General features: G+C 36.7%; 6 protein-coding genes. 5 read left to right on the forward strand and 1 reads right to left on the reverse strand.

Annotated elements, in window-relative coordinates:
- Positions 1-86: 86 nt before the first annotated feature.
- From Q0296_RS04870 to Q0296_RS04890, 5 genes are all read left to right on the forward strand, one after another.
- A complete protein-coding gene (locus Q0296_RS04870; RefSeq protein WP_298037292.1) occupies positions 87-332 on the forward strand; it encodes a hypothetical protein in 246 nt (81 codons plus the stop codon).
- Between the two features lie 73 nt (positions 333-405).
- Positions 406-885 (forward strand): hypothetical protein, encoded by a 480-nt coding sequence (locus tag Q0296_RS04875; RefSeq protein ID WP_298037294.1) that lies wholly within the window; start codon positions 406-408, stop codon positions 883-885.
- On the forward strand, positions 885-1,259 hold the full coding sequence (locus Q0296_RS04880) for a YopX family protein (RefSeq protein ID WP_298037296.1): 375 nt from the start codon (positions 885-887) through the stop codon (positions 1,257-1,259). The genes Q0296_RS04875 and Q0296_RS04880 overlap by 1 nt, the downstream gene beginning before the upstream one ends.
- Positions 1,252-1,434, forward strand: a complete 183-nt coding sequence (locus tag Q0296_RS04885) for a hypothetical protein (protein ID WP_298037305.1) — start codon at positions 1,252-1,254, stop codon at positions 1,432-1,434. Before Q0296_RS04880 ends, Q0296_RS04885 begins: the two co-directional genes overlap by 8 nt.
- A complete protein-coding gene (locus tag Q0296_RS04890; RefSeq protein ID WP_103594973.1) occupies positions 1,431-1,628 on the forward strand; it encodes a helix-turn-helix domain-containing protein in 198 nt (65 codons plus the stop codon). Before Q0296_RS04885 ends, Q0296_RS04890 begins: the two co-directional genes overlap by 4 nt.
- Here the strand turns inward: Q0296_RS04890 and Q0296_RS04895 are convergent.
- A partial coding sequence (locus Q0296_RS04895; protein WP_298037314.1) for a site-specific integrase occupies positions 1,577-2,589 on the reverse strand: 1,013 nt, incomplete at its 5' end. The genes Q0296_RS04890 and Q0296_RS04895 overlap by 52 nt on opposite strands.

Below are 2,589 nucleotides of genomic sequence, written 5' to 3' on the forward strand. Positions count from 1 at the left end.
CTCCAACGGAGTAAATTCAAAGCGTGTTTTTATTCTCAAATTATGCATCCTACAAGCTTAAAATACAATAAAGAAAGGAGTAAATAATGACCTATGGCGAAGCGATTGTAAAAGGTAAAGAAAAAATGCAAATGAAAAATGGCGTTTTTGTGATATGTGGGCGACCACCACCTCGTATGAGCTTTAGTAAGGCGATGAAATACTACTGCGAAAAACTAGATCGCTACTGGCTTAGTAAAATTGAGCTAAGCCCGGCCTCTAAATTTTCAAAGCAAGAGGTGCTACAAATACTCAAAGGCAAAAATCTAAACGGAGTGAGCGATGACAACTAGAGGTAAAACCTAGATGAAGGATAGCCAAATGCTGGCTTATTTTTATATTGAGAATATTTGAAAAGGGTATATGATGACACTAGAAGAAAAAATAGAAGTTATAAAAGCTTATGCAGAGGGTAAGGCAGTAGAGGTCTATGATAAATATAGTAACGAATGGTTTGCTAAAGAGCGTAATGCTTGGGATTTTGATGTGTATAAATACAGAATAAAGCCTGATGAAACTACTAAGTTTGCAGTAGGGGATGTCCTTGTTCTTATAACAGCAAAAGGAGAATTATGTCCTACAAGATATAAGGTTATAGGGGTAAAAGAGAACTTTTATGATTTCTATAACACAAGCCCTTACTCTATCAAGGAAGCAGATGAAGACTTTATCAATGAGAGAGATGTCTTGTGGTACTTTGAGATATACGATTACGCTACTAAAAAGTACTCTATGCACCCTACTAGAATGACTATACCTGAGATGGACGCAGAGTTTGGAGCTTATCACGACACACTTAGTTGGAAGCCTATGTATAACTTAGGATTTAAATTAAAGGATAACTAATGAGACCAAGATATAGAGTTTGGGATAAAGAAGAAAAGAGAATGATATATGATGCAGAGAACACCTATGATAGCTATCCTGTTAATATATCATCTTTTGGAATAATACTAGATTTACCTAACTTTTATGACGTTATGCAATACATTGGTATTAAAGATGTCAATAGTAACAGAATATATGAGAAGGATATTGTAAGGATTACTACAACTCAAACAGAGGAAACACGCATAGGAGAAGTTATTTACTACCCCGGTAATGCTATGTATCTAGTAGAAACCACTATGGAAGACTACTTTACATTTATGTCTCAAGATATTAAAAGCGTTGAAGTCTTAGGGAACATCCATGAGAACAAGGGGTTATTAAATGAGTAGCCCAGAAAGAGATAAACATTTAGTAGCCCTTGCAAGCCTAGAGGCGTTTTGCGAGGCACACAATGAAAAAGCAAAGCTAGTCGAGCAAATACAAGCTCTTTTATTTAAGTGTGACGTTCGCTATTTACGGCACGCATTGCGAGATTTGAAAGATTATATAAAGGATAAGAAATGAGCGAGATAGTAGCCCTAAGTGAAGCGGTCGGTTTTATCCCATCAAAATATGCAAGAGAAATTTTAAATATTTCAAAGCCGACCCTAAAAAAACTCATCGACGCTGGTATAATCAAGGCGAATAAAATAAACCAGCGTGTGATTTACTGCGATCTAGCCTCAATAAAAGAGTATATGTCAGGGCAAAGGGCATAAATAAACCCTTGCCACCAAAGCATAAGCTCTTTACGCTCTTTTAAATTCTTTGCATGATTATATGCGTCTTTTACCTTGTTTGTTTCAATGTGTGCTAGACAAAGCTCGATAATATCGCTACTTTGTTTATGCTCTGCCCTCTTTTCGTGGCAAATAGTGCTAAATGTAGCCCTAAAGCCGTGTGGGGTTATTTCCTCATTTGAGTAGCCCATATTTCTAAGAGAGCAACGGCACGCATTATCACTAATAGGTCTTGTTAAACTTCTTACACTTGGGAATAGATATTCACTTTTAAAAGTATCTCTATATACTTGTAAGAATTTGCAAAGGTCGTCAGATAAAAAAACAACGTGCGGGCGCTTCATTTTCATTTGCTCGGCTGGTATGCGCCAAAGCCCGCTATCTAGGTCAAACTCCGACCATTTAGCCGACCTTGCATTGAGTGGGCGTACGGCGGTCATTATACTAAGCACTAAGCACGCCTTAACCCTAACATCGCCGCTGTAATAGATTATATTATTTAGTAGTTGCATTAGCGCCTGCTCGTCTGTTATGGCGGCGTAGTGTTTTGTTTCAGGGGCTTTAAAAAGTGCTTTTTTGTCAATATCTAAGATTATATTGTGCTCTACATATTCTTTCAATACAGCGTATTTGTAAAGCTCTTTTATCGCTCCTAGCGCCTTGCTAAAAGTTATATACTTCTTTTCAAACTCCAAAAACTCTAACGCTGAAATAATATCACGCCTGCTTATTTTTTTAATATCCATATCGCCAAATTTAGGTAAGAAAAATCTATCAAAAAAGCTTTTGATTGTTTTTTGTTGCTTTGCCAAAACCTGCTTTTGCTTCCTCATAAACCACTCGAAAAATATATCCTTAAATTTTTTCCCATCGTCCGTATTATTCTTTTTAGGGTCTATCCCTTTGCTTATCTGCTCTTTTAGTTCCAGCTTTAATGCTC

The organism is uncultured Campylobacter sp. (assembly GCF_937890585.1).
In the GTDB taxonomy this organism is placed as follows: Bacteria; Campylobacterota; Campylobacteria; order Campylobacterales; family Campylobacteraceae; genus Campylobacter_A.